18 protein-coding genes are annotated in these 25,662 nt (G+C 66.0%); 16 read left to right on the top strand and 2 right to left on the bottom strand.

Translation table 11 applies throughout. The features are described from left to right. Positions 1 to 10: 10 nt before the first annotated feature. On the bottom strand, positions 11 to 1,351 hold the full coding sequence (locus ACH4ZX_RS12670) for a restriction endonuclease (RefSeq protein WP_398271514.1): 1,341 nt from the start codon (positions 1,349 to 1,351) through the stop codon (positions 11 to 13). 215 nt (positions 1,352 to 1,566) lie between these two features. On the opposite strand from ACH4ZX_RS12670, the gene ACH4ZX_RS12665 reads away from it, so the two are divergent. The 11 genes from ACH4ZX_RS12665 (at position 1,567) to ACH4ZX_RS12615 (ending at position 17,856) form a co-directional block, all read left to right on the top strand. Continuing rightward, complete coding sequence (locus tag ACH4ZX_RS12665) at positions 1,567 to 3,180, top strand: hypothetical protein (protein ID WP_398271512.1); 1,614 nt, start codon at positions 1,567 to 1,569, stop codon at positions 3,178 to 3,180. A 90-nt stretch (positions 3,181 to 3,270) separates the two neighbouring features. Further along, positions 3,271 to 4,005 (top strand): hypothetical protein, encoded by a 735-nt coding sequence (locus ACH4ZX_RS12660; protein WP_398271510.1) that lies wholly within the window; start codon positions 3,271 to 3,273, stop codon positions 4,003 to 4,005. Positions 4,006 to 4,111: 106 nt separating this feature from the next. Continuing rightward, positions 4,112 to 4,522, top strand: coding sequence for a head decoration protein (locus ACH4ZX_RS12655; RefSeq protein ID WP_398271508.1), 411 nt, complete (start codon positions 4,112 to 4,114; stop codon positions 4,520 to 4,522). 22 nt (positions 4,523 to 4,544) lie between these two features. Next, a complete protein-coding gene (locus ACH4ZX_RS12650; RefSeq protein WP_398271506.1) occupies positions 4,545 to 5,591 on the top strand; it encodes a major capsid protein in 1,047 nt (348 codons plus the stop codon). Then, complete coding sequence (locus ACH4ZX_RS12645) at positions 5,591 to 5,779, top strand: hypothetical protein (RefSeq protein WP_398271504.1); 189 nt, start codon at positions 5,591 to 5,593, stop codon at positions 5,777 to 5,779. Before ACH4ZX_RS12650 ends, ACH4ZX_RS12645 begins: the two co-directional genes overlap by 1 nt. Beyond that, complete coding sequence (locus ACH4ZX_RS12640; protein ID WP_398271502.1) at positions 5,776 to 6,081, top strand: hypothetical protein; 306 nt, start codon at positions 5,776 to 5,778, stop codon at positions 6,079 to 6,081. The genes ACH4ZX_RS12645 and ACH4ZX_RS12640 overlap by 4 nt, the downstream gene beginning before the upstream one ends. Positions 6,082 to 6,336: 255 nt before the next feature. After that, positions 6,337 to 11,061 carry a sacsin N-terminal ATP-binding-like domain-containing protein gene (locus ACH4ZX_RS12635; RefSeq protein ID WP_398271606.1) on the top strand — a complete coding sequence of 1,575 codons (4,725 nt, stop codon included), beginning with the start codon at positions 6,337 to 6,339 and terminating at the stop codon, positions 11,059 to 11,061. Next, entirely contained in the window at positions 11,058 to 12,575 is a 1,518-nt protein-coding gene (locus ACH4ZX_RS12630) for an NERD domain-containing protein (protein WP_398271500.1), read from the top strand. Before ACH4ZX_RS12635 ends, ACH4ZX_RS12630 begins: the two co-directional genes overlap by 4 nt. Continuing rightward, on the top strand, positions 12,572 to 15,748 hold the full coding sequence (locus ACH4ZX_RS12625; RefSeq protein WP_398271498.1) for a helicase-related protein: 3,177 nt from the start codon (positions 12,572 to 12,574) through the stop codon (positions 15,746 to 15,748). The genes ACH4ZX_RS12630 and ACH4ZX_RS12625 overlap by 4 nt, the downstream gene beginning before the upstream one ends. Continuing rightward, entirely contained in the window at positions 15,729 to 17,531 is a 1,803-nt protein-coding gene (gene drmB / locus ACH4ZX_RS12620) for a DrmB family protein (protein WP_398271496.1), read from the top strand. Before ACH4ZX_RS12625 ends, drmB begins: the two co-directional genes overlap by 20 nt. A gap of 136 nt (positions 17,532 to 17,667) precedes the next feature. Continuing rightward, positions 17,668 to 17,856, top strand: coding sequence for a hypothetical protein (locus tag ACH4ZX_RS12615; RefSeq protein WP_398271494.1), 189 nt, complete (start codon positions 17,668 to 17,670; stop codon positions 17,854 to 17,856). Here the strand turns inward: ACH4ZX_RS12615 and ACH4ZX_RS12610 are convergent. Beyond that, a complete protein-coding gene (locus ACH4ZX_RS12610) occupies positions 17,837 to 18,250 on the bottom strand; it encodes a very short patch repair endonuclease (protein ID WP_398271492.1) in 414 nt (137 codons plus the stop codon). The genes ACH4ZX_RS12615 and ACH4ZX_RS12610 overlap by 20 nt on opposite strands. Positions 18,251 to 18,801: 551 nt before the next feature. Here ACH4ZX_RS12610 and ACH4ZX_RS12605 point away from each other — a divergent pair. From ACH4ZX_RS12605 to haaN, 5 genes are all read left to right on the top strand, one after another. Next, entirely contained in the window at positions 18,802 to 20,091 is a 1,290-nt protein-coding gene (locus ACH4ZX_RS12605; RefSeq protein ID WP_398271490.1) for a DNA cytosine methyltransferase, read from the top strand. 405 nt (positions 20,092 to 20,496) lie between these two features. Continuing rightward, on the top strand, positions 20,497 to 23,325 hold the full coding sequence (gene haaT / locus ACH4ZX_RS12600) for a cyclophane-containing RiPP biosynthesis TPR protein HaaT (RefSeq protein ID WP_398271604.1): 2,829 nt from the start codon (positions 20,497 to 20,499) through the stop codon (positions 23,323 to 23,325). Positions 23,326 to 23,450: 125 nt separating this feature from the next. Next, positions 23,451 to 23,654 carry a HaaA family cyclophane-containing RiPP peptide gene (gene haaA / locus ACH4ZX_RS12595; protein ID WP_398271488.1) on the top strand — a complete coding sequence of 68 codons (204 nt, stop codon included), beginning with the start codon at positions 23,451 to 23,453 and terminating at the stop codon, positions 23,652 to 23,654. 13 nt (positions 23,655 to 23,667) lie between these two features. Further along, entirely contained in the window at positions 23,668 to 24,831 is a 1,164-nt protein-coding gene (locus ACH4ZX_RS12590) for an FxsB family cyclophane-forming radical SAM/SPASM peptide maturase (RefSeq protein ID WP_398271486.1), read from the top strand. A gap of 95 nt (positions 24,832 to 24,926) precedes the next feature. Further along, complete coding sequence (haaN, locus tag ACH4ZX_RS12585; RefSeq protein ID WP_398271484.1) at positions 24,927 to 25,412, top strand: cyclophane-containing RiPP N-acetyltransferase HaaN; 486 nt, start codon at positions 24,927 to 24,929, stop codon at positions 25,410 to 25,412. The last annotated feature ends 250 nt before the right edge of the window (positions 25,413 to 25,662 follow it).

Here is a 25,662-nt window from a genome sequence, read left to right as displayed (position 1 = left end):
TGCTGCGTGACTACTGGAGAAGGATCTCCTCAGGACGTCGGTTCGTGACGGCAGTCTCCTGGCCGCTCAGGACGTGCTCGATACACGCCGTCAGGTCACCTCCGTGGTTGTCGCGGGCGATGTTCTGCAGTTCGCGGACCAGGTCCAGGCCGTTGATCAGGACGACCGGGTACTGATCCTCCACCATCTCCGTCTGGGCAGACTCCGAGTAGGCCCCGGTCGTCACGTACACGCCTATCCATCCGCGACGTAGTCGGGCCACCACGCGAGCGATCTGCTCGGCGGTGATCAGAGTGTCGGGCCTGACGCACTTCGCCTGCCCGAGCACGACGAGGCTGGTCCCGGCCAGTCCGCTGCCGAGATCGAGCCGCCCGACGAAGTCGGCCCCGCCGTCGCCCGATCTCCGTGTCAACCAGCCTTCGAGGTAGCTGTGTCCGGACCCGCGCAGAACGCGTGCGGCCACGGCGGAAGCCAAAGCCTCGAAATCGTGCTTGCGTCCGTCGAAGTACTTGTAGACCAGCTCCAGGTCGGTGGCGTCCGTGCTGCCGGTCTGGGGGCGCTGATCGCGCACCTTGGTGACCTTCGCTCGCGCCACTCTGCGCCGAAGTCTGGGCAGAGCGGAATCGCCGTGCTTGACCCATTCGCGCCAGGCGCGCGGTGCCAGCGCAAGCGCCTGGGCACTGGTCAGGTCCTTGTCCCTACGAGCGTGGATCCACTCCCAGGCCACCTCGTCGTGCTCGGCGGTCAAGTCTATGAGGGCGATGTCGTAGACGTAGTTCACGAACGTCGTATGCTCACGCCCGCCCCACTGCACGAGCCGCTCGGCTCGCTCGATGACGCCCAGCCCACAGAACTCCACGTGGCCCTTCGGCTTGCCGTTGCGTGACACGGCGCGGAACAGGAGCAGGGGCGTCGCGGCTGCTCGCTCTTCGGGCGTGTGCCCCTGATGACTGGTGAATGCTTCCAACAGTGCGGCGTTTCCCGTGGTGGTGCCCGGTGCAGCTCTCAGGCCGGCCTTGTGATCACCGAAGTAGCGGACGTGCCCGTTGTCCATGTCGAATACGTCGTGCCATGGCGTCTGCTCGGTGCCGGCCTTCCAGGGACTCGACCGGATGAGGATCGCCGGACGCCGCACGCCATCTGGACCGTTGACCTTGGCCATCCCGTTGATGCCCGCTTCCAGCAACGCTCGCTTGAGGCCCGGCGAGTGCGTCACATGATGAAAATTGGGGTGACCGTCCAGAGTGGGCGGGTCCGGGTCCTTGCCGCTCGCGTAACGGTAAACCTGCCCGACTCGCAAACTACCGCCCATGGTTGGCTCTCTCCGCATGGCTGACTCGACGACCTTCACCGACAGTAGCTGTCCCCACCGACAGCAGCTTGTGAGCTGCAGATTCAACGGCCCGGTAGGGCTGAGAGGGGGGCGACGAGGACCCACGAGCCCGGGAAAGGCCATCCCAGGCCGGCATCTGCGCTGGTGGTCCGCCCCACCGGATCCGTGACGGCACCGGACCGGGTTCCGTTAGGCTGCGCCGTCCTTCAAGTGGGTCATCGCTGGGAGTTCGGATGCGGCGCTGGAGAAAGGTGCTCATCGATACGTGGAGTGCGCTGGGGTACAAGCCGTCCTTCCACGCCGCCGTCGAGGGGCGGCCGACGACGCTTCCGGGCTCCGTGGGTGCCTCGTGGGTGCCTGAAGCGGATCGTCGTCGCCTCGCGGCGTACACGTTCCTGGCCGCATACGACAACAATCAAGCCGCGGTGCTGCTGGGAGAGAACGGCGACGACCGACGCGAGTACGGCGACGCCTCGTTGATCGTCGACCAGACATTGACCCATCTGCTCGGGGAGACCCAGCAGATCGTCGTCGACGGCAGTGACGACGACACGGTGGCCCAGGAACGAGAGGCGCTGCTGCGGGAGTGGGCGCAGAAGGAACAGCTGCGAATGCGCATGCAGTACGCGGAGCGCAACGCCGTTTTGCTCGGCGACACCGTCTACCTGCTCGCCTGGTCCCGGGCCAAGGGCCGTCCCGTGCTGAAGACGATCGACCCCGGCTTCTACTTCCCCGTCCTACCGGACGGAGCGCTCGACGGCGAAGAGTACCCACAGCGCGTCCACCTGGCATGGGAGGTGCCGGAGGACGCGGCCACGGGGCGGAAGGGGAGCCTGCGACGAGTGACGTACGAACTTGGGCCCATCGGCGACGGCAGTGCGCGGCGGACGTACCCGTGGTCGAGCCAGCCGACCACCGTCACGTGCTACCTCACCGACGCCGAATGGGACCTGGGCCAGGTCGACCGGACGGGGGACATCGACGCCCTCTCCCTGTCCCACGCCCGCTTCCGCACCAACGCCGACGGCCAGGTCCTCAACCGCCTCGACCTCCAACTGGACTTCATCCCGCTCGTCCACGTTCCCAACACGATCAACGGCGCCGAACACTACGGCCAGTCCAGCCTGCTGTCCGCCGCGCAGCTGCTCGACGACCTCGCTGCGGCCGACACCGACAGCCAGCGCGCCTCCGCGACAACGGGCTCGCCGATCATCGGCCTGTCCGGGTCCCGGTTGCCGGTGGACCGCAGAACCGGCAACCCGCTGCCGGTCCAGGTCGAGCCGGGCATGGTGTGGCCTCTCGGCGACAGCGGGCAACTGAGCACCGTGGACACCTCGGCCCAGCTCGCCGAACTCCGCGCCTATGTGGAGACGTTGCGGGACCGCCTGTCGGTGGTGACCCGCCTGCCGGCGAGCGTGCTCGGCACCGTACGTCCCTCCGAGGTGCCGTCCGGGTACGCGCTGCAACTGAGCTTCGGCCCGTTGGACGCGATGGTCCGCTCCATGCGCCTGGCCCGCGAGGCGAAGTACCCGCTGCTGCTGAAGATGGTCCAGCGGCTATACCAGCTCGGCGGCGTGCTGCCACCGGGCAAGAATCCCCGGGCTGCTATGGCCTTCGGCGCCTACCTGCCCACGGATCTGTCCGCGGCGCTGGAGCTGGTGGCACGGGGGGTGCAGGCAGGAGTTCTCTCGCTGGAGACGGGCGTACGGCTGCTGGTCGATGCAGGCTTCCCGATTGAGGACGCCGCGCTCGAGGTCGAACGCATCCGGGCGAGTGCCTCGCCCTCGGCGGCCCCACGTGGGACGAACAGGTCCCAAGAGGATGAAGAAGCTGGCCAAGCCGCGTGATCTTGTACACGTCGGAAGGCACGCCAGGCACCCACGCGGGTTAGACTCCGCGCCGACGCGGGGGCGTCTGGGCGAGGAGAACGTCTGCCCATGAGCGTACGAAAGCACGGTACGCGTCCGCCGCTGCCGCTCGCTCCCCTCGGCTACCGCCGCGATGGCCGCCCGATCCTCCCGATCGTCGGGGCATCCTCCGACGATCCAGGGGACCCGCCGACCGGCGATCCAACGACCGAGGACACCGGCGTCACGTTGGTCTCGATCCCGCAGGACGAGCTGTCACGCCGCTTCGCACGCGAGAAGGACCAGGGCCGTCGCGCCGGCGTCCGGGACCTTCTCGGCCAGCTCGGCTTCGAGTCGGCCAAGGCCCTGACGGAGTACGTACAGAACCAGCGCCAGGCCGAACAGCAACAGAAGGACGCCGAACGGGAGCGCCTGTCCGAAGTCGAGCGGCGCGAGCAGGCCGCAGCGGAGCGCGAACGCCAGGCCCGGGAGCGGGAAGCAGCCGCCGCCGCCCGGGAGCAGGACGCCGCCCGCCGGGCAGTACTGGTCGGCCTGGGTGCCACCGGCGCGGAACTGGAGGACGCGGTGGTTCTCTTGTCCCGCGAGATCGAACCGGACGTCGACAAGACCGCGCTCGCCCAGGCTGCTGAGGAGCTCAAGCAGCGCCGCCCGGAACTCTTCAGCACCGCCGCCCCGCAGGCACCGGCGCCTCCACCCTCGGGCAGCCCGGCAGGAGTCCCTGCCCGGTCGCGCGGCATCCCGCCACGGCCAGGCCAGCTGGGGTTGGACATCGCCCGGCGTCGCGGCCACCTCAAGACCTCCTGACCCACGGCCGTTAACGGGGACCGCGCTCCGCTCCACCTCCGCGGACTACGGCACGACCGGTGACCGTACGCATCGCACCGAGACGCCCTACCCGGAGGAACCCGGCGTGGATCTCCAGACGATCACCTACTCCGAGTCCGCCACCGCAGACCGCCCCTGGCTGGCCTCACGCCACGGACTCGACACTCCGCTCACCATCACCCTCGATACCGCGCTCTTCACCGAGGGCACCCACTACACGCCGCCCATGCTCGGCCAGCCCCGCAATGTCATGAAGGCCGGCATTCCGCTCGGCCGCGTCACCGCCACCGGCCTGTACGGCCCGTGGGACACCACCGCCACGGACGGTCGCGCCACGTTCACCGGCGTCCTCCTCGCCGACGTGCCCTTCACTCAAAGCGGCGGCCGTGCCGGTGCAGCCCTGCTCTGGCACGGCGTGATCGCCGCAGCCCAGATTCCGGGTGGTCTGGACCCGGCCGCCATCACCGCCTCGACCGCGCAGATCCACTTCATCTGACTACTGAGGAGCCTGCCCCACCATGCTCGAGACCCTGCTGCGCGACATCGACGCGGCCGACCTCAACGCCTTCGCCCGCACCATGCAGACGCCGGCTGACTTCGAGCTGACCCGGACGGTCATGCCCGAGCGCCGCCTCAACTCCGTCAAGTTCCGCATCAAGAGCAGCAAGCGCCGCGTCAACGCCGCCAAGTTCCGGGCCTACGACGCCCAGACCGCCGTCGCCCGCCGTCAGGCCGAGAAGATCATCACCGAGGGCATGCTGCCGCCCCTCGGTCAGAAGCTCATCGTCGGCGAACTCGAGCAAATCCTCCTCGACACCGCCCGCGGTGCCGACTCCTCCGAGTTCGTCGAGCTCCTCTATGACGACATCGAGCGCCACGTCGAGTCCATCCACAACCGCATGGAACTGGCCGCCGGTGACCTCCTGGTCAACGGCAAGTTCAGCCTCAACGGCGAGAACGGCCTCACCCTGGAAGCTGACTTCGGCGTCCCGGCGGCGAACATGCCCACGGCCGCCAAGCCCTGGTCGGATCCGACGAGCGACCCGATCGCCGACGAGCTGCGCTGGATCGAGTACCTGCGCTCCATCGGCGCCCCGCTCCCCGCCCGCGTGCTCACGTCATACAAGGCGCGCGCGACGCTGGCCGCGAACGACGCCTACCGGGCGGCGTACTACGGCAGCGTCAACGGCTCCACCACCCCGACCGCGGTTCTCGCGCCCAACGAGGTGGAGGTGGTCCGCGCCCGCTACAACCTTCCTCCGATCACGGTCTACGACGTCCAGATCTCCGTCGACGACGCTTACCAGCGCGTCATTCCGGAAGATCGCTGGATCCTTCTCCCGCCCAACCCAGAGTCCTGGGCGGAGACTCAGTACGGCATCACGGCGGAGTCCCTGGTCCTCTCCTCGGGCACCAACCCGGCGATCACCCGCGAGGATGCCTCGGGCATCGTCATCACCGCCGACTACCAGGACGACCCGGTCCAGGTCTGGACGAAGGGCGCCGCCGTCGCCATGCCGGTCATGTACGTCCCCGACATCCACATCACCGCGAAGGTCCTGTGATGCCCGCCGCAACTCGTACCCTCGCCACCGCGGTCTTCCTCGCCGACCCGAAGACCCACGAGACGCTTCTACTCCAGCCCGGCGCAGAGGTCAGCGACCCGGCGATCGCCGAGCAGATCACCCACCCCGATGCCTGGGTGCCGGACCAGATCCGCCAGTCCCGGCGGGGCAAGGCCGAACCGTCATGAGCCTGACCGACGCCGAGTACGCATACCTCCGCTCGGAACTCGGCGACACCGACCGGGCCGACATCGAAACCCGCTACCAGCGCCTCGGCTCACTACAAGCTGTTGCGATCGAAGTCCTCCGACAACGCAAGGCAGCACTCGTCTCCGACCCCCTGGCCGTAACTGTCCAAGGCATCGCCACCGTGAACAATGCGGAGAACGTACGAGCGCTCGAACGGCAGATCGCAGCACTCGAAGACACAAGGGCGGAGGAAACTGTGCATACCATCCCCACCCCGCTCTTACGCCGAAGTAGTCGCTGAGGCCGCTCGGCGTCGCGGTCGTGTGCCTGTACCTGGCAGAATGCGAACGTTCGTCGCGGCTTCCTGTCTCATGTCTCGAAGAACCGATCTGGGGGTAGGGAGTCGATCTGTCAGTGGCTGCATCTACAGTCCGTGGCAGGTCGATGGTGTGTGAAGTGACGCACCGTCGATGAACATGGGTGAAGGGGCCAGGTAGGTGCAGGTCTGGCAGGGGTGTGCTGCGATTTCGGCAGCCGAAGGGGGGCGGCCGTGACGATGACGCGTGCCGAGTGGGTTCCCGACGAGGGGCTGGTCCGCGAGGTTGACAACCTCTTCGGGCAGGCAATCAATGCATATCGTGCAAATCCAAACCTGGTTACAGAGCACGCCAACCACGAGGAGTCCATCCGGGTCGGCGGTTACTCGAACCGCACACTCCTGGAACTGGTACAGAACGCGGCCGACGCGATGTCGGGGACTGCCGAACATGAGGACGGAGCCGGCCGGGTCGAGATCGTCCTTGACCTTGACCACCAGACTCTGTACTGCGCAAACGGGGGCCGTCCCTTCTCGCGAAGCGGCCTCACCACGCTCGCTCACGCACACCTCAGTGGTAAGCGAGGCGATGAGATCGGGCGGTTCGGGCTCGGGTTCAAATCGGTGCTCGCGATCACCGATTCCCCGCAGGTCTTCAGTAGGTCGGTCTCCTTCGAGTTCAACTCCCCCAAGGCGAAGAAAACGATCGCGTCGATCGCCCCGGCGGCCAGGAGACTGCCGATCCTGAGGACCCTGACGCGGGTCGATGCCGACGCCGAGTTCGCCAAGGATCCAATTATGGCGGAGCTGGCGGAGTGGGCGGTGACGGTCGTCAAGCTGCCGCAAGCGTCAAAGCTGGAGAGGCTCAAGAAGGAAATCGAAGAGTTCCGCTCCGAGTTCCTCCTCTTCGTCAACGCGGTGCGCGAGGTTCGGCTCCGGGTTATCGGAACAAACGCCGGCTTCGTGACGAGCCATGTGTCGCGTGACCTCGGGGACGGAAGGTTCCGGATCGAGCGTCCCGTTGGTGACCACGACGAGTGGTATATCGAGAACGCGATGCACGCGCCCACCCCCGAGGCGCGGGCCGAGGTCGGTGAAGCGGTGTCGCGTGACCAGATGAAGGTCACAGTCGCCGTTCCTGCCCGTCTGTCTCAATCGAGGCTCGGTGGGTTCTGGTCGTACTTTCCGCTCCAGGACAGGACATCGGCGTCCGCACTCTTCAACGCTCCTTGGAGCGTGAACGACGACCGAACCACGCTACTCGAGAACACCTACAACCGAGAGATCCTCGTAACCCTCTCCAACATGTTCGTCGGCATGCTGCCGAAGCTCCCGTCCGCCGATGACCCCGCTGTTCACTTGGAGTACATGCCGGCGCGTGGTCGTGAGGCCCACTCGTTCGGTGACGAGATCCTCTGCGCCCACGTACCGCGGATCGCGGCCGAGAAAGCACTGATCCCCGACGCAACTGGCGCCATGCGGACGCCGCAAGAGCTTCGTCCTCTCGACTTCGCCGTCAACGGTGTGACCGAGCGCCACCACGAAGAGTGGATCAAGTCGCCCAACACCGGCGACAACGTGCCGCACTGGCGTTGCTACGCCAACGGCCAAAGGGCGACTCGTCTGCGGCATCTCTTCATCCACAGCGTGTCCTCCACTTTCGCGGACCCACGGACCAGGGATGAACCGAGGGTGTGGGAGACGATCCCCAATCGGGGGATTCTGACGTGGCTGCGTGAGTGGGCCGAGGGTGCCAGCATGACCTCGGCCGCGATGGCGTTCGATTTCGTCGTGCTGAATCCCAGAATCACTGGCATCAAGACTGCAAAGGTCATACCGACGACCAGCGGAATGCGGGCCGTGGCAGACCATAACGAGGTCTTCCTTAAGCGTGTCGACGACGTTGACATCGAAGGGGCGTACTTCGTCCACCCCGGCTTCCTGACGATCCCCGGCATCGAGAAGAAGCTGCGCGAACAGGGGTTCCGGGACCTGGATCCGATCGCGATCCTGCAAGCCAGGATGGCCAAGCTGTCTGCGGCATCTGGGAACGAGGAACTTACAAGATTCTGGGACGCTGCACTTGACGTCCCTGTTGCGCAGGCTCAGAAGATCGTGTCCCGCGGTGCGGCAGGCCGAATCAAGGTGCCCACGCGAGACGGCGGCTGGTCTACCCCCCGGCAAGTGCTTGACATCGACGGGCTCGGTGACGCTATTCCCGACCGTATGTTGGACCGCCCGAGGTGCGTTCCTGCGGTCGCCCATGAGACAGGAGTCGTTCACGGTCCGGAGTCCGAGTACTCGGTCGAGGACGAGGTTTACTTCGAGGACTACCGGCGATATGTGACGGACTTGCTCAACAGGAGCCTCGGGCCCGGAGAGCGCCCTGTCGAACGGCTCGAGTTCGACAGGAACGAAGGGCCGGGCCCGTTCTCGGTCCTCTTCATGCTGAAAGAGGCGCAGGCTCCTGACCGGGTCCGTGAGAAGTGGACTCTCGAGCTACTCCGGTTGGACCAGGGGGAGTACTGGACCTGCGAGGATATCGATACGGGTCGAACCCACCGGGTCCCTTCCCCTGTTCGCTGGGCGGCGGAGGCAGCGGGTTTGGTGAACTCGACCCGCGGCTACCGCGCTCCAGGGAAGGTCGTGTCTGCGTCGCTCGTCGAGTTCGAGGCCCTGCTGCCTCTCTTCCGGGGACCGCGCCCTGTCGAAGACGCTTTGGCGCTGCCGAGAGAACTGGACAAGGTTCCTGCCAACGTGCTGAGCGAAGCGCTTGCGGCTGCGGACTTGATTCCCTCGCAGGTCAAGGACGGCACGCTGACGATGTTCATCCTCGCTGCAGGTAGAAACGCCTTCCCAGGCGGGCATCCGGCACAGATCCCCGCCAGGGTGGGGCGCGGCATCGAGGCTCGGCGACCTGACACGGTGTACTTGGCGACCACCGACGAAGAGCTCAAGGTCCTTCGCTCCAAGCACAAGCCTTACCTGCTAGCAGATCAGGGCCAGGTGGCGCCGCTCGTCGAAGAGGTCGGATGCCGTCGGTTCGAGGACAGCTTCTCCTTCTCCATGTTGGTCGAGGGCCAGCAGGACGGAGAGCGAGTCATCGACCTGTACACCGGGCTCCGGTCCACCTTTGTGGCGGACAAGGTGGTGAACGCGACCGTGGCGAGGGCCATTCGCATCGCCAAGCGCGTGAGCACTGACGACGGCGTCGACGACGAGTCACTCGACTCGTACTTGGACGGGCTCACGCTTGTGGTGCGTGCGGACCTCGGCGAGCGGCGTGTCCTGGAGATCATCAACGACGTCTTCCGACTGGGACTGTCGAACGCCGAGCTGAGTGAAGTCCTTCAGGCCGGTGTCGACCAACGTCTGGAGAAACAGCGCCAGGCCGCACGTTGTGCGGCCAGTGACGCAGAGCGTCTCGAGGTGTTCTTCGGTGAGGACACGCTGAAGGAGGTTCTACCGAAGGGGCTCTGGCAAGCACTCGAGGAGCAGGATCTGGTAGACGACTCGACATCCGTCGCGCAACTCTTCTTGACCGTCTACGGCAGCGATTCGATCGAGCTCCTCAAAGACCAGTTCCGGCAGGAGGGGTACACGGACGTTCCGACCAAGTGGGCGGGCGGAGCGCTTGCGATCGCCTGGCTCCGGAAGATGGGGTTCGGCGCGAAGTACGCCGGCCAGCGGAACCAGCGACAGGACGACGAGTTCGTCGTCCCCGGTGCCGTGAGGCTCAACCCTCTGCACAACTTCCAGAAGCAAATCAGTCGGCAGTTGCGGGATGTCCTGACGCTTCAGGAAGCGGACGGTCGCGCGCTGAAGGGCATGGTCGAACTTCCGACGGGGGCCGGTAAAACCCGCGTTGCCACCGAGACCGTACTGCGGCTCTTCACCGAGGACCGCATGAGCGGAACGGTCCTCTGGATCGCTCAGTCGGCTGAACTCTGCGAACAGGCTGTTCAAACATTCAGCACAGTTTGGCGTGGGCTCGGCGATGAACGTCCGCTGACGATCGGCAGGCTGTGGGAGGGCAACACCGTTCACGAGCCTGACACCGAGTTCAGCGTGGTCGTAGCCACCGACGCCAAGCTCGACGAAAGCGTGATCGACGCTCCCGAGTATGAGTGGCTACGCCAAGCCTCTGCCGTCTTCATCGACGAGGCACACCGAGCCGGCGGGTCGACACGCTACACGCGCATCCTCAGGTGGCTCGGTGTCGACGGCCGAAGCTGGGAGCGGCCACTGGTGGGTCTCTCGGCCACGCCGTTCAAGGGGAGGGCCGACGACACCGAGCCGAATAGGGAACTGGCCGCGCGTTTCGGTAAGCGCATCATCAGGGCCTTCGAAGGCACTTCCGCCTATGAGGAACTGGCTCGGATCGGCGTCCTCGCCCGCGTCAAGCACGAGGTACTCCCGGGCATCGACGTCAAGCTGGAGCCGGGTGAACTCGCGCAGGTGCAGTCCAAGCGCAAGCTGGAGCCTCAGGTACTCGACCGCATCGGCCGCGACCAGGCGCGAATGAAGGCCCTTGTGAACCACATCATGAGTCAGGATCCCGAGTGGCCCATCCTCGTGTTCACGCCGAACGTCCTGTCCGCCCAGGTCCTCGCCGCGACGCTTCGTTGCCGACGGGTCGAAGCCGAAGCGGTCAGCGGTCAGACCGGACGGCAGCAGCGCCGTGACGTCATCGAGAGGTTCAAGGCGGGCGGGATCCGCGTCCTGGCCAACTGCGACCTGCTGATCCAGGGCTTCGACGCACCGGGTGTCCGGGCCCTGTACATCGCGAGGCCGACGTTCAGTCCCAGCGCTTACATCCAGATGGCCGGGCGCGGGCTCCGCGGCAAGGAGAACGGTGGCAGTGAGGAGTGCCTCATCGTGGACGTCGCCGACAATTTCGGTGCGGTCAACGACTTCCTCGGCTACCGCGCTTACGAGGACTTCTGGCTGGAGCAGGAAGCATGATCCTTATACCGGACCTGGCCGACATCGAGGCGACGACCACAAGCAACGCCGAACGTCGAGTAGCACGGTTGCTTCAGTCGGTCGACGGCCCCGGCGACGCAGTCGCCTTCCACTCGGTCAAGCTGCGCAGCCACGCGGTAAAACAGCAGGGGGAAGCCGACTTCGTTGTGCTCTGGGACGGTGTCGTGATCGTCATCGAGGTCAAGGGCGGGGGCGTCAGGAAGTACGACGGCGTGTGGTACTCCATCGACCGCCACGGTGACTGGAAGAAGCTGCGTGAGTCTCCGATGGACCAGGCGCAGTCGGCGATGTATGCGTTGCGGGACATCCTGCACGAGGAAGGTGTCGGTTGGTTTGCGACCGAGGCCGTTGCCGTCACACCCGACATCGATGCCCCTCCTCCCGCCGTCGAGTGGAAGGGAAGCCACTGGTGGGCCAAGGACCAGATGAGCATCACCGCGATGACGAACGCCTTTGAAAGGGTTGCCGGCGAGGCCAGAAGAGCCCCCTCCGGGGTCAGGATTGCGAGGCCGGAAAATCTCCGGGCGCGCCTGTTCGGTGAGTTCACGCGGATGCCCGTCATCGATGCGCAGCGTGGCGCCGTCATCGAGGAACAGAACCGAGCGACAGATGGCCAGGCCCGGGTTCTGGCCGCGCTCTCGCGCAACCCGAGGATGCTCGTCTTCGGCGGTGCGGGTACAGGGAAGTCCTTGGTGTTGGCGGAAGGAGCGAAGCAGGAGGCCGGCGAGGGAAAGTCGACCCTCATCACTTTCCACTCGCCTTCCCTGGTCGGATTCTTCGGCCCGCGGATAGCGGGAAGAGACATCGATCTGCTTCCGTTCTCGGAGTTGTCCGGTGACAAGCAGTACGACGTCGTATTCGTCGATGAGGCGCAGGACCTCATGAACGCCGAGGGCATGGACGCACTTGACGCCGTGATCCGCGGAGGTCGCGCAGGCGGTCGATGGAGGATGTTCCTCGACCCCAACAACCAAGCACGGGTGGACGGTGAGTTCGACCCCGACGTGTGTGAGTTGGTGCAGCAGGAGGCGCTCCAGTACGACCTCGACCGGAACGTTCGAAACACCCGGGCGATCGTCCACGTCGTGCAGGAGTACCTCGGCGCTGACGTCGGAGACCCGGGAATCGTCCACGGTGACCGTGTGCAGTGGCGGTGGTCTCAGGGAAGGGCCGATGTCGCAGCGGCCGAAGCCGTCGCGCGAGACCTCGTTGCGAACGGCGCTCGTCGCGAGGACATCTGGATCATCAGCGTCTCCGCGGATGTCGATCCACAAAGGAGCCGGTCCGGATTCCTTGTGACCAACCCGCGGTTCGCCAAAGGGCTGGAAGCGGAGCACGTCATCGTCTGCGAACTGCCGCAGAGATACGACGATCGAGGGCTCGCCGCGTTCTACGTCGCTGTCACCAGGGCCCGCGTGACGCTCCATGTAGTCGCATCCAAGGAAGACAAGAAGCGGCTACAGGACCTTCTTCGAAAGCAGGTTGTTAAGTGAACCTCACTGCGGCCCAGGAGAAGGCGCTTCATCACCTCCGCACGTCCTACGTCGGGCCTGAGGACGGAGACGAAGAGGTCACGCTGAACTTCCCCCACCGGCAATACGCCGTTGGCATGCTATTCCCCGCCGAGGCTGGAACTCATGAGACCTCTAGTGGCGACGACGCGGACGAAGAGGTCTCCGCCGACGTCCCCGACGGCGATGTCGAGGAGGACGGAGCGGGGGTCCCCCTCGCGGAGGACTGGCGGCCGTCGTCGGTCGCCGTATCGTTCGTGACCGACGGGGACTCCGTCAACGTCGACTTCTCGTGCGGCACATACGCCGCGGTCGGCGGTGACGGCCCGCCGAGGTGGCGCCGCACCCCCTTCTCCGCCGACGACCTCGTTCTTCGTCGGAGGCAAGGACCCATTGTTCTTGCCGTGGGAGACGTCTCTGTCGAGCTCGGGGCACGCTGGCGCGACTTCAAGAGTGACTCGTTGGTCACGGTGCACGTCCGGGTCCTCACCGAATCCACGGGGGACGACAAACTGGACATCGCTCGGATGTTGTTCCAGGTCCATCTGGCCGTCACTCCGCCCGCAGGTGACCGGTTCCTGGAATACGACACGACCCGCTCCTATGACGTTGACCCTGAAGCCGCGGAACTGCGTCTTCGATACCGCAACCGGAAGGTCTACGCGGTCGGTCACGGCATGGCTGCGGACTGGAAGTTCTCGCAAGGCCGTTGCACCATGGTCTTCCTCGACCCCGTACCAGCCTGCGTCGTGCCTGCCGTCGAGACCACGGGGTTCAATGCGGAGACGGTCGAGGCCAAGTCCTTGGAACTCAGGCACCTCCAGCAGATCGATACCAATCCCGATGCGGTTCTTCGATCGCTGGACGCCTTTGTCGACGCTTTCGCCGGCTGGGTCTCCAAACAGATGGAACGAGCCGAAGCCTTCGACACCGACAGGGACGTGGCTGTCCGGATCGTCAAGCGTTCTCAAACCGCGGTTGACAGGATGCGGGAGGGTGTGAACCTCCTTCGGGCACCAGAACGGCACGACCTTCGAACGGCCTTCTCGCTTGGTATGACTGCCATGCGCCTCCAGATTAGGCAGGCATCGATCAACCGCGGGGCGTCGGAAGATCGAGTGCAGGAGCCGCAGTGGCGTCCATTCCAACTCGGTTTTCTACTCGTCTCGTTGGCGTCCACCGTTGATGCAACACACGAGGACAGAGATCTCGTCGACCTCATCTGGTTTCCGACCGGTGGCGGCAAGACCGAGGCGTACCTCGGCCTTGCCGCGATCGAGATCTTCCGTCGGCGGCTTGCTCATGGCGTGGCTGGTGGGGGAACCGCCGTAATCACCCGCTACACCTTGCGGCTTCTAACCTCTCAGCAGTTCCAGCGTGCTGCAGCGCTGATCTGTGCGATGGAGAAACTACGGGGCATGGACGAGCGGGCCAAGGGGATGGCACCGTTTTCGATCGGTCTCTGGGTAGGCAACGAAGTCACCCCCGGTACGCGGAAAGAGGCGCGGGATGCGCTCGAACGGCTTCAGAAGGCTGCACGTCCGGAAGAGGCGAACCAGTTCCAGGTCGAGAGCTGCCCGTGGTGCCTGACACCGTTGGTGCCGAAGATCAAGGGCAGGATCCAGGACTATGGCATGCGGTTGGTGGGGAACGATGTCGTGCTTCGCTGCGTCGACGAATCGTGCGCGTTCAGCGACGAACTTCCACTCGTGGTCGTAGACGATGTCATCTACGATGAACCGCCTACGATTTTGCTGGCCACGGTCGACAAGTTCGCGCGCCTTCAGTTCCAGCCCAAAGCCGGCAAGCTGCTTGGAATCGGGACCCCGTTCAAGCAACCGTCTATGGTCATCCAGGATGAGCTGCACCTGCTTTCGGGGCCGCTCGGTACCACCGTCGCCGTCTTCGACGCAGTCATCCAGCTCTTGCTGAGCCGGTCCGGTACCAGTCCCAAAATCGTTGCTTCGACGGCCACGATCCGTGCGTCGGAGGAGCAGGTACAGGGACTCTACGGGCGTGACGTCGCCCTCTACCCACCATCCGGACTCGACGACGACCGCACCTTCTTCTCCCGGCCGGTGGAGAGTGGAGAGGGACGTCTTTACGTCGGTTTGATGCCGCAATCGGTCTCGCAGCCTTCGGCCGTCATTTCGGCGGTCACCCCGATGGTGGAGATTCCGGAGACGCTCGCCGCCCAGGTTCCGCCAGCCGCAGCGCGAGATGCGTACTGGACGCTGGTCATGTACCACAACAGTCTTCGTGAGCTCGGACGGACGGGACCGCTGGTGGTCGACGACGTCAACGGTCGTCTGGAGCCTCGCGCCGACCGGCTCGGGCTCCCGTTGCGTCGAGTCACGGCGGAGAAGGTTCTGGAACTGACGAGCCGCCGCGGTGCCGAAGAGCTCCCGAACGATCTACGCGCGCTCCGAATCAGTGCCGACGAGTCACCGGACGCCGTTGACGTTGTCCTCTCGTCGAACATGCTCTCCGTCGGCATCGACATTCCAAGACTCGCCCTGATGCTCATGGTGGGACAGCCGAAGACCACGGCCGAGTACATCCAGGCCACCAGCCGTGTCGGTCGCGGTGACACAAATGGCGTCGTTGTCACGCTCTTCAGGTCCAGCCGGGCCCGCGACCGGTCGCACTTCGAGACTTTCCGCGGCTACCACGAGGCGCTATACCGCAGTGTGGAGCCCACAAGTGTGACGCCGTGGTCCTTGGCTTCGCGTGACCGATCCCTGGCCGGCGCACTCGTTGCCTTGGTGCGGCAATCGTTCGTCCCGCTCGCCGAGAACGACTCTGCGCACCGGTTGGACCTTGGGGACGACAGGCTCAGCGACGCGGTCGAGCGTCTTGTCGAGCGGTTCCTCGGATACGTGACGCGTGCCGACCACCTCGAAGCAGAGGAGACGAGCGACGCTGTGTGGAGCCTACTGAGGGACTGGGACCGTCGGGCGGCGCAAGCACGCGAGTCGGATGACACCCTCTACTACCAGCGCTCGAAGAAGGATCAGGCAGCTCTGTTGAAAAAATTCGGTCAGTCCGGCGAAGGGTGGCTCGTCGGAGACTCGATGAGGTCCGTGGAGCCCAATGTGGCAGTGGAGGTCCAGGAACCGCAGGAGGAGGTGCACCGTGGAGAAGATCAGGCATGACCTTCGCCTCTCCGAGACGATCTCGCCGTTCGGCGTGGGGGCGATCGTCGATGTGCGTGGTGAATCGCTCATGGCGCCTGACACATCTTGGTGGGACAAGAAGGTCGCCCCGGAAATCAGCTGTGAGCGTCTGATGGCCCGTCTCGGGGCCGGTGTCCTGAGGCAGCCGCCTACACATGCGAGCCGTGCCGGCAAGGACACCCCCGCGTTGCCGTACTGGCGCTTCCCTGCATGGCGGTTCTGCGAGCGCTGCGACAAACTCTCGAAACTGACCAGGAAGAAGAAGGGCAAGTGGAGCAACACTTGCGAGTGCGGTGGTCTTCTGGTCCCGATGCGATATATCGCGGTCTGCGAAAGGGGCAGCCATACCCAGGACATCAACTGGTTCCAGTGGGTTCATCGCGGGCGCGAGGCCGGTTTGAACGAAGCAGTCCGCTTCTGCCGTGACTACAAGTCGCTCAGGTTTAAGAAGCTCGCCAACCGTGGTGAGGGCCTCGCGTCACTGATGGTCACGTGCCATGGGTGTGGAAACTCGCGTTCCTTCGCGGAGCTGGTGACCAAGGGGGCCTTGCAGCGAGACGGGATCCGTTGCGCGGGGCGGCAGCCTTGGGAACCGGAGGGCTCGGTCAAGAAGCCCTGCCCGCACCAGTTGGTCGCCGTGCAGCGTGGCGCTACGGGCAACTACATGGTCGAGAGGATCTCGGCTCTCGACATACCTGAAGAACGTCCACAGTCTGCGGAAACAGCAGACAAGATCCGCGGCCACGTGTACTTCGAAAAGGTCGTGACGGACAATGGCGGACCGCAGGCGGAGATGGTGGCGGGGTGGATCGCGGACGAGCTCGGTGTGACGCCGGAGACCGTCCTCGCCGTAGCAGCTGGAGAAGAGACCACCGCTGACGAGATGCTGCTCGACCTCAAGGACGGCGAGTGGGCTGCATTCCTCAAGAAACTCGATGGTGGACGCGACCGTACGGGAAGTGACTTCGTCGTCGACGGGCGAAGTCTTGTAGGCGTCACAGGACCGGAGAGTCTTCTCCGCAAGATCAGCGGTATCGGGCAGGTGCGTCGGGTCCGTGAGGTCCGTGCACTCCGCGGATTCCGGCGCCATGATGCCGAGGCGGCATTGATCAACGTGGACCTAGGCCCGGACCAGTGGCGTCGGCCCACTTACCCGGCGATCGAGTTGTTCGGGGAAGGTATCTTTCTGCGGTTCGACGAGGAGAAAATCGCCGCCTGGGAGGCGAAGCCAGAGGTTCAAGCGCGAGCCGGCATCCTCAAGAAACGTAGAGGCGACTCTCCGTGGGCTGGCCGCCTGGACGTTCCCGAGCCCAGGTACGTCGCCCTGCACACGTTGGCGCATCTGCTCATCCGCCGTCTGGCATTCGCAAGCGGTTATGCATCCGCCGCATTGCAAGAGCGGATCTATGCGAACTCGGACCGTACGGACAAGACCGCCGGGATCCTGATCTACACCGCGGCAGGGGATGCGCAGGGAACCCTCGGGGGGCTTGTCAGGCTCGGGGAACCCGACAAGCTGGTCCCACTCCTGGTATCAGCGCTGGACGACGCCGACTTCTGTTCCAACGACCCGGTTTGCATCGAGAGTGACAGGCAGGGAGCGTCGCAACTGAACCTTTCGGCCTGCCACGGTTGCTCCCTGGTGAGCGAGACCTCCTGCGAAACCGGGAATCGCCTCCTGGATCGGCAACTGGTCCTGGGCGGAAGCGATGTGACGGGGCTCCTGGACGACGTCCTGGCGGAAGTCCGGCGCGCGCCCTGAGTGACCATTCTACGGCCCAGGCGGGTGCACTAAAAGCCACGGAGGGCCGTCCTCGGGGCCGCATGGACTGGCGCCCACCGGCGCTCTGGCGGCCATCACGAACAGCAGCGTCTCGGTGGCGTGCGATCCTGGCGGAATGATCCGAGAACCAGCCCAGGTCATGGTGCGTGCAGACGGCTCCGTCGAACTCCCCATGGGGATTCTCGTCGAGGCCGGACTTGCCCCCGGCGACCGTCTCCTCGCCTACAGCGACGGAGACGGACGGATCGTGCTTCGAAGAGAGGCGGATGCCGTGGACGACCTGCTCAACGGACGTCTGCTCTGAGTACGCGGGCCGCACGGTGCGCCTTCGACTCCTCCAGTCCGAGTCGCACAAGGGTCACCGCGTGCTCGACGGGTGTGTGCTCCCAGACGCGGACCACGAACCAACCGTGTTCGACCAGGAGTCTGTCCGTTTCCTTGTCACGGCTCTTATTGCCCTCGATCTTTGCAACCCAGAAGTCGCGATTCGTCGCAGGGACCGACCCATGGGTAGGGCACCCATGCCAGTAACAGCCGTCTACGAACACCGCCACCTTGTGCTTGGTGAACAGCACATCCGCGGTTCGGTGGAGCGTCGGTACCGGCCTGGCGGACACCCTGAACCGCAGACCTTCGCGATGCAGCAAGGAGCGAAGCCTGCGCTCGGGCCCGGTGTCGCGTCCGCGATTGGAGCGCATCGATGCCCGTGTGCCCGGCGACGATGCCCAGGAGTCCCCAAGGTCGTCCTCCGCCAGAAGACCGGCCTCCCCGGCCAGGTGCCAGGCGGCACGCAGGTTCGCAGTCCGGGTGGGGTGTACTACCTCGCCGAGGGTAAACCGATGTCTTCGGCCAGCGATTGTCCACTGAAGCCTGGCACTGACACGTCCCGTTCTCCGCACCGGAGCCAGTACAACGGTGGCGGGCACCCTTTCGCCGCCATCACCCGCGACGAATCGCTTGAACGCTCCACCCGCGGCCCTGTCCTGCTCACGTATGCGGTCGGCCCTCGTCATCCCGGCCCGGGGACGCCAAGCGCGGGCAGGCGGATGCTCGGTGGAGGTACGTCGTCCCTTCCCAGGGGTGTCGGCGGTTCCGCCGGCGGTACTTGTGCGGGCCACCCTTTGAGATTAGTAGGCACGTGCCCTGATGGAGCCATGTGGGTGACCCAATTAGGGGCCGGCGTAGAACCCTGCTGGGCTGTAGGCTCACTAGATTGCCCTGGAGCCGGCTAGCCGGCTACAGTGCGCCAATGAGCTACGTACACCCCGAAGTCGGCGGCTCCTGGGAGGCCCTCGGCGGCGACACCTACCTCCCCCCGCTACGGACGATCGATCTCTTCGCGGGCTGTGGAGGGCTGACACAGGGGTTCGTAGACGCCCGGCATGACGGTTGTGCGGTTTATCGTCCTGTCGCCGCGGTCGAACTGGACCCAGCGGCAGCGGCAACCTATTCCGTGAACTTCGCCAAGTGTTTCGGAGCACACATCCACCAAGGCGACATCGCCGAGTGGGTCGATCGTCCAGGGGCGATCCCGGAAGCCGACATCGTGTTGGGAGGGCCGCCGTGTCAGGGGTTCTCACGACTCGGTAACCAGGATCCGAACGACGAGCGGAACCAGCTTTGGCGGCACTATCTGAAAGTCGTCTCGACCGTTCGACCGATGGTCTTCGTCATGGAGAACGTCGACGCTTTCAGGAAGTCTCCGGAGTTTCGACTCCTGCTTGATGAAACGCGCGAGGGTCGCACTCTTTCCGATTACCTCATCTTCGATGCTCTCCTGAATGCTGCCGACTATGGCGTGCCTCAGAGACGCTTCCGCACCATTGCAGTCGGAGTTCGAAAAGATCTGCTGGTGGAGGCGGAGTCGGGGTCGATCCATCGAATCGATGAACTGACGGACCTCGAACTGCAGGCAAGACTCATTCCGAGCTCTGCAGGCGCCCATCAGCGGACTGTATGGCAGACGATCGCTGATCTCGTGTTGCGAAAACTTTCCCCTGACCTCCCATCTCGAAGCGATACTGTAAACGGGAACAAAATCGCTGGCCCTTTCTCCATGGATGAATTGCACCTGAGTCGAAATGGGATAAGGCCGATTTCGATCGCGCGTTACCGGTCCATTCCGGAAGGGGGTAATCGATTTGATATCCCCTTCGAGTTGCTGTCCGACTGTTGGAAGAAGCATAAAACCGGCTCTGCTGATGTTATGGGTCGACTCCACCGTGACAAGCCGTCGGTCACCATCCGTACGGAATTCTTCAAGCCGGAGAAGGGTCGCTACCTGCATCCGTGGCTGCATCGTCCCATCACTCATTTGGAGGCGGCCCGGCTACAGGGATTCCCGGACACCTTCCGGTGGTGCGGAAGTAGGAGCCAGATCGCGCGGCAGATCGGAAACGCGGTGCCTGTCGGGCTGGGCCGTGCCATCGCCGAGCACTTGGCCCCGCTGCTGCTTGCTCAAAGAGAGCTACAGGCCCGGCGCACCGCGAGTGTGTCGCGCGTGCGCAAGGCGCGACGGAGGGTTCCTGCGGCTGCCTGATCGTAAGGGAAGGACCTGCAAGCGTTGAGGCTGCCAGTGCGCCAATTGTTGGCAAGCGACTGATCCGTTCTCGCTAACGAGTCGCAACGTCGCGATCCGGCAGGAGTTCAGCGCCTTTCAACGTGGTCCAAAGTGCGCCACCTTGATCGACAAGGCGGGAATCTCGTGCCTGGGATTGCTGACAGCGGACAGCACACGTGCGGAGGTCAACGTAAGGGAACCGAAGTTCATCCTGATGTGTCTACAAGGCGCTTCCATGGCGCAGAGGCGCCCTTGACCAAGTTCGATCAGAGCTGTTCCGTTAGGGGCGTTGGGGCGTTGGGGCGTTGGGGCGTTGGGGCGTTGGGGCGTTGGGGCGTCGGACTCGGGGGTGGCCTTCGTGACCAGGTCGGTTGGCGGTGCGTGGTGTCTCGTCAGCGCCACCCGAGCAGAGTCGACCGCTTGCCCGGCCGCTCGGACCTTCGCGTGAGACCCCGGCGCGGGATCGCGATCGCCGTCGTCGCCGGCGGCGGCGCTCTCACCACGCTGCTGGTCGGGCTCGTCACCAACGCCGTGTCTGATGAGTCGCGGTGGCCGGGCTGGCTCGGGTGGTTACAGGATCACCCCTGGTTCTCGTTCGTCGTGTTGGGCTTGACGATGGCGGGGCTGACGACCCTGCTCGCTGCGCTCTCCGAGACGCGCCCTCCCGTCCAGCCGGGCCGACCGGAGGATGGAGCGGGGCCGCCGGGGGCCGCCCAGGTGTTGCGTTCGTTGCCGCGCGATACCGCCGCGTTCACCGACCGTGCCGCGGAGCTGGAGCGGCTGCTCGGCTCGGTGCGGGCCTCGCAGGAGCGTGGCGAGGGGATGCCCGTTCATGTGATCGACGGCATGCCCGGCGTCGGGAAGACCACCTTCGCCGTGCATGCCGGACACCTGCTGTCCACGCGGTTCCCCGACGGGCAGCTCTTCGTGAACCTCAATGGGCACACGCCGGGGCGTACTCCGGTGCAGGCTGGCGAGGCGCTGGCCTCGCTTCTGGCGGCCGCGGGCGTGCCGACGCAGCAGATTCCCGTCGGTGACGACGTCGGAGCGGTCACGGAGGCCCGGGCCGCCATGTGGCGGAGCAGGCTGGCGGACAAGAAGGCGCTGCTGATCCTCGACAACGCGGCCAGCTACCGGCAGCTGGAGCCGCTGCTCCCGGGCGGAAGCGGGTGCCTGGTGTTGGTGACCAGCCGCAAGCGGCTGGTGGCGAACGAGGAGGTCGTCATGTCGGTGGACGCGCTACCGCCGAACCATGCGGTCGACCTCTTCGTGCGGCTCAGCGGGCGGCCGGCCGACGCTCTCGGCCGGGATGTGGTCGAGGAACTGGTGCGGCTGTGCGGGTGTCTGCCACTGGCGGTGTCGCTGCTCGCGGCACGGTTGCGGCACCATCCGTCCTGGACCGCCGAGGACCTGCGCGGGCGGCTGGTTGCGGCGCGGGACCGGCTGGGGGAGCTGCGCGCCGGGGAGCGCGCGGTCACCGCGACGTTCGATCTCTCCTACCGGGATCTCGCCCCGGAACGGCAGCGCTTCTTCCGAGAGCTCGGCTTCTTCCCCGGCACCGATCTCGACTCGCACATCGGCGCGGCGCTCGGTGAGGTCTCGGTCGTGGCGGCCCGTCGGCACCTCGAGGCGCTGTACGACGACCACCTGATCGACGAACACCCGGGGAGTCGCTACCGGCTGCACGACCTGCTGCGTGACTACGCTCGCGGTCTCGCCGCCGAGGGAGACAGCATGGACCACGTACAGGCAGTCCAGCGTGTGTGCACCTACTACCTGGTCGCTCTCGCGGCCGCGAACGTGCACATCGCACGCAGCGGTGCCGCGGTACCTCCGGCGCCGGACGACGCCTCGCGGGTGGAGGCCCCGGTCCTGGAGTCGCGGACGGACGCCCTGAGCTGGCTGGAGACCGAGCGGGCCAACGTCCTGGCCTGCTTCCGTCGGGCGAACGGCCTCGCCCTGCACGACCTCGTGGTCCGGCTCGCCGCGGCCATGGCGCCCTTCCTGCGTCAGGCCGGCCCCTGGGACCAGGCCGTCGGGCTTCACCGGACCGCCGCCGAAGCCGCTCGCCAGGCTGGCGACCAGCGAGCCCGGGCGGACGCGCTGGCCGAGCTCGGCGTCGTACGCCGCTTCATGGCTTCCTATCCCGAGGCGATCGAGGCCCTGAACGACGCCGTGACAGCGTACGAAGCGGTCGACGACCGGCGTGGCAAGGCGGACGCTCTGAACCAGCTCGGCATCGTCTGGTACCTGACCGCGGACAACGAGGATGCGGCCAGGGCCCAGACCGAGGCCCTCGCCCTCTACCGTGAGCTGGGAGACCGGCTCGGACAGGCGAACGCGCTTGCCGATCTCGGCATGACACACCGACAGATGAGCCGGTTCGACGCCGCGGTGGAGGCCCAGAGCGAGGCCCTGACGATCTACCGCGAACTCGGTGACCGGTACGGGGAAGCGAACTCCCTGCGGGACCTGGGCGTCGTGCACTGCCTGATGGGCGCGTACGCCCTTGCCGCGCGACATCACCAGGAAGCGTTCGACATCTACCAAGAGCTGGACGACCGTGCGCACCAGGCGTACGCGCTGAACGAGTTGGGCGTCGTCCAGCGGTTGACCGGAGACACCGAGGGAGCCCGGGCAGCGCACAGCCAGGCCCTAACGCACTTCACCGAGCTCGGTGAACGGTTCGGCCGCGCGACCAGCGTCCGCCACCTTGGCGTGGTGGACCGTGTGGCCGGGAACGCGGCGGAGGCGATCCGGCTTCTGGAGGAGGCCCTAAACGCCTACCGCGAACTCGGCAGCCGCGGGGGCGAGGCGGCCGCGCTGAGCGAGCTGGGCGTGGCGCGCGGCCTCGCCGGTGAGCGGGACGGCGCGGTCGAGGCGTTCCAGCGCAGCTTGGAGACCCTGCGGACGCTGGGCGACCGATGCGGTGAGGCGGAGGTACTGAACCACTGGGGGATGCTGCTGCTCACCTCGGGTGAACCGACGGCCGCTCGCGCACACTTCGACCAGGCGCTCACCCTCGCGCGGGACATCCGCTGTCCGCTGGAGGAGGCGCGGGCCCTGGAGGGCACCGGACGCTGCGACCGGATCGTCGACGGACCTGCTCAGGCCGAGAGCTCGCTGCGTGCCGCTGTCGCCGTGTACCGGCGGTTGGGGTTGAGCTCGGCCGTCGACGACATTGAACGGCTACTGGTGTCACAGTCGGGTTGACGCCGACCATGGCCGAATTCCCTGTGCCGGGTCCGTCGTTGAGGATGCTACGTTTCCGGCTGATCTGTCGCTTCAACACCGTCGCACCGTGCCGCCTTCGGTACGTACCCCACGAGGAGCGTTGAATGCCGTCTCCCACATTGGTCACGGAGCCACACACGGTCATGCCTGTCGGCCCGGCGACCGGGGAGCCGACAGCAGCCGGCACCGCTGTCCTGGACCGCGTGGCCGCCCGCGTCCGGCAGCGGCTGGAGGCCGAGGAGGGCGAAGCGAGCCGGGTCGGTGACGGCGCACACGCGGCCTCACTCATCTGGCCCTTGCCGCTGTGAGTACGTCCGCTCGATGACCGACCCCGAAAGCGGCGCCGTTCCTTTCCGGACGTTCATTCTCAAGGTCGCCAACCGCTGCAACATCGACTGCGACTACTGCTTCGTCTTCAACTCCAGGGACCAGGCGGCGCGACGCCTGCCCGCCCGAATGGACCTCGCCGTGGCCCGGGCCGCGGCCCGGCGCATCGGTGAGCACGCCGCCGCGCACGACCTTCGGACCATCCACGTGGTCCTGCACGGCGGGGAGCCGCTTCTCGTCGGCGTCGCGCACATGGCCGACCTCTTGGACGCCGTTCGGGGCGGCGTGCCGGCCGGGACACGGATCCTCTTCGAGCTCCAGACCAACGGGACCCTTCTGTCCGAAGCGTGGCTGGACCTGTTCGAGCGGTACGAGGTGGTTGTGGGCGTCAGCCTCGACGGACCGCCGCGTGCCAACGACCGACACCGGCTGACCCACGCCGGGCGGTCGAGCGCCGCCTGCGCCGTGCGCGGCATCGAGCTCCTGCGGTCACGGACGCACCTGTTCGCGGGACTGCTGGCCGTCGTGGACCTGGCCAACGACCCCGCCGAGGTTCACGACTACCTGGCGGCGTTCGAACCGCCCGTGATCGACTTCGGCCTGCCGCACGCGACCCACGACGACCCGCCGCCCCGCGCCGACGCGGGCGTCCCCGAGTACGGCCTGTGGTTGAGCAGGGTGTACGACGCCTGGCTCGCCCGGCCCGAGCACCGGCACAGCGTCCGGATGCTGGAGGACATCGTGGCCCTCAGCTCCGGCGTGCGCGGCTCGGTGGAGACGCTCGGTCTGGCCCCGCCGACGAGCGTTGTGATCGAATCCGACGGCTCCATCGAAGCCGTGGACACTCTCCGGTCGGTCGAGGAGGGTGCCTCCTGGCTCGGTCTCGACGTCCGCCGGCACTCCTTCGACGACGCCCTGTCGCACGCGAAGCTGCTGCACCGGCAGCACGGCACGGAGGCACTCGCCGAGCAGTGCCGCGCCTGCCCGCTCGTGGACGTCTGCGGTGGTGGCTACCTCCCGCACCGTTTCAGTGCCGCCCAGGGCTACCGGAATCCGTCTGTCTACTGTGCGGACCTGGAGTACGTCATCCGACACGTCCAGAGCTCCCTGCGACAGCACGGCTGGAACCCGAATGCGCAGGCCGCCTCGTCGCCGTAGGCGCGTGTGTGCCGTAAGTGCCAGAGTGGGGACACGCGTTGGACCGAACGAGTGCAACAGCGACCGAAGCGATCGAGGAAGGACAGGATGCACCGATGACCGTGACGATCCGTCCCGCGGAGAAGCGGGACGTTCCGGCCGTGGCAGCGCTCATCGAGGAGATCGAGCGGTTCTACGGGGCGACGGACACCGACATCCAGCCGTTCGAAGAGCGCCGCCTCCAGGTGGAGGAGGCCCTCTTCGGCGCGCCACCGCTCGCCTCCGCCCTGCTCGTTGAGGACGAGACCGGGGACATCGTCGGACTCGCCGCCTACTCCTTCCTCTGGCCGGCCGCCGGCTCCTCGCACTCCCTGTTCCTCAAGGAGCTCTACGTCCGCGACACCCTGCGTCGTCAGGGCGTCGGCGCCCGCCTCATGGAGGAACTCCGCGCACTCGCCGCCGCGCGCCCAGGATGTAGCCGCGTGGAGTGGATGACCGACAGCGACAACCCGGGCGCCCGGGCCTTCTACAAGTCACTCGGGTTCGCCGAGTACGACGGAAAGATCGTCTACCGGGTCGACGCCGGAGCGGCTCAAGAATGACCAGGGCTGGGAAGGAAGAGCGCTGCGAGCGGTGTGACTGCATCGTCGGCCTGGGGTGCGCCTGCGCACCGGACGGGTCTCGCCCCAAGGCGCAGCAGACAGCCCCCGATCAGCAGGAATGGCGACGCTTCCCCTCCGACACCATCCTTATCTCGCCCACCCGTTACGCGCACCTGCCGGGCGCATGCGCCCACCTCACTGAGGAGCTGGTGCAGCCGCCGCGCTGGGGTTGGATTCCGCATCCACCGCA

Origin of the sequence: Streptomyces sp. NPDC020490, from assembly GCF_044335305.1 — a bacterium.
GTDB lineage: Bacteria > Actinomycetota > Actinomycetes > Streptomycetales > Streptomycetaceae > Streptomyces.
The sequence above is the reverse complement of the archived record's forward strand: the minus strand, read 5'-3'. Positions and strand labels throughout refer to the sequence as shown.

Bases quoted from the DNA above. Each gene is read 5' to 3' on its own strand.
- ACH4ZX_RS12665 (WP_398271512.1), top strand. From the start codon at position 1,567: ATGCGGCGCTGGAGAAAGGTGCTCATCGATACGTGGAGTGCGCTGGGG.
- ACH4ZX_RS12660 (WP_398271510.1), top strand. From the start codon at position 3,271: ATGAGCGTACGAAAGCACGGTACGCGTCCGCCGCTGCCGCTCGCTCCC.
- ACH4ZX_RS12650 (WP_398271506.1), top strand. From the start codon at position 4,545: ATGCTCGAGACCCTGCTGCGCGACATCGACGCGGCCGACCTCAACGCC.
- ACH4ZX_RS12645 (WP_398271504.1), top strand. From the start codon at position 5,591: ATGCCCGCCGCAACTCGTACCCTCGCCACCGCGGTCTTCCTCGCCGAC.
- ACH4ZX_RS12640 (WP_398271502.1), top strand. From the start codon at position 5,776: ATGAGCCTGACCGACGCCGAGTACGCATACCTCCGCTCGGAACTCGGC.
- ACH4ZX_RS12635 (WP_398271606.1), top strand. From the start codon at position 6,337: ATGACGCGTGCCGAGTGGGTTCCCGACGAGGGGCTGGTCCGCGAGGTT.
- ACH4ZX_RS12630 (WP_398271500.1), top strand. From the start codon at position 11,058: ATGATCCTTATACCGGACCTGGCCGACATCGAGGCGACGACCACAAGC.
- ACH4ZX_RS12615 (WP_398271494.1), top strand. From the start codon at position 17,668: ATGATCCGAGAACCAGCCCAGGTCATGGTGCGTGCAGACGGCTCCGTC.
- ACH4ZX_RS12610 (WP_398271492.1), bottom strand. From the start codon at position 18,250: ATGCGCTCCAATCGCGGACGCGACACCGGGCCCGAGCGCAGGCTTCGC.
- ACH4ZX_RS12605 (WP_398271490.1), top strand. From the start codon at position 18,802: ATGAGCTACGTACACCCCGAAGTCGGCGGCTCCTGGGAGGCCCTCGGC.
- haaA (WP_398271488.1), top strand. From the start codon at position 23,451: ATGCCGTCTCCCACATTGGTCACGGAGCCACACACGGTCATGCCTGTC.
- ACH4ZX_RS12590 (WP_398271486.1), top strand. From the start codon at position 23,668: ATGACCGACCCCGAAAGCGGCGCCGTTCCTTTCCGGACGTTCATTCTC.
- haaN (WP_398271484.1), top strand. From the start codon at position 24,927: ATGACCGTGACGATCCGTCCCGCGGAGAAGCGGGACGTTCCGGCCGTG.